The organism is Streptomyces sp. Ru73, from assembly GCF_002920575.1.
Lineage (GTDB): Bacteria > Actinomycetota > Actinomycetes > Streptomycetales > Streptomycetaceae > Streptomyces.
Genome location: NZ_PQSQ01000217.1, coordinates 1 through 1,301 on the forward strand (window position 1 = coordinate 1; position 1,301 = coordinate 1,301).

At 70.6% G+C, this 1,301-nt stretch carries 1 pseudogene; it reads left to right on the forward strand.

Going from position 1 to position 1,301, the window contains the following annotated elements:
• Window positions 1–1,185, forward strand: a pseudogene (locus tag C3486_RS36625) (NAD-glutamate dehydrogenase domain-containing protein); the annotation flags it as partial.
• Between the last annotated feature and the right edge of the window lie 116 nt (window positions 1,186–1,301).

The window sequence follows — 1,301 nt, forward strand, 5'->3', positions numbered from 1 at the left end:
GTCGCCCTCTCGCTGGCCATCGCCCAGTCCTCCAGCATGCTCCACGCCCAGCAGCGGTTCCTCCGCCGGCTGGTGCGCGACGGGCACCTGGACCGGGCGCTGGAGTTCCTGCCGTCGGACCGGCAGATCCGCGAGCGGCTGAACAACGGCCGGGGCCTGACCCAGCCGGAGACCGCGGTCCTGCTGGCGTACACGAAGATCACGGTGGCGGACGCGCTGATCAAGACGGATCTGCCGGACGACCCGTACTTCAAGCACCTGCTGCACGCGTACTTCCCGACCGCGCTGCGCGAGCGCTTCCCCGAGCAGGTCGACCAGCACGCCCTGCACCGCGAGATCACCACGACGGTGCTGGTCAACGACACGGTCAACACCGGTGGTACGAGCTTCCTGCACCGCATGCAGGAGGAGACGGGCGCCTCCCTGGAGGAGGTCGTGCGGGCGCACACCGCGGCCCGCGCCATCTTCGACCTGAACCGGGTCTGGGACGACGTCGAGGCGCTGGACAACAAGGTCCCCGCCGAGGTGCAGACCCGCATCCGGCTGCACTCCCGGCGGCTGGTCGAGCGCGGCACCCGCTGGCTGCTGAACAACCGCCCGCAGCCGCTGGAGCTGTCCGGCACCATCGACTTCTTCCGGGACCGGGTCGCGGCGGTCTGGGCCGAGCTGCCCAAGCTGCTGCGCGGCAGCGACATGGAGTGGTACGAGTCGATCCTCGGCCAGCTGACCGAGGCGGGCGTGCCGGAGGAGCTGGCGCACCGGGTGGCGGGCTTCTCGTCGGTCTTCCCGGCGCTGGACATCGTCGCCATCGCCGACCGCACCGGCAAGGAGCCGCTGGACGTCGCCGAGGCCTACTACGACCTGGGCGACCGGCTGCGGATCAACCAGCTCCTGGACCGCATCCTGGAGCTGCCGCGCAACGACCGCTGGCAGTCGATGGCGCGGGCCGCGATCCGCGAGGACCTGTTCGCCGCGCACGCCGCGCTGACCGCCGACGTCCTCTCGGCGGGCAACGGCAGCGCCTCGCTCGAGCAGCGGTTCAAGGCGTGGGAGGAGAAGAACTCCGCGATCCTGGGCCGGGCCCGGGCCACGCTGGAGGAGATCGAGGGTTCGGACTCCTTCGACCTGGCCAACCTCTCGGTCGCGATGCGCACGATGCGGACGCTGCTGCGCCAGCACAGCTGAGCCGTACGAGCCGAACGGGAAGGGCCCCGGAGCGAACGCTCCGGGGCCCTTCCCCTGTGGTGATGCTTTCGGCTACTTCTTGGTGAAGGCCTCGTACTCCTTCAGGACGTCGGCGG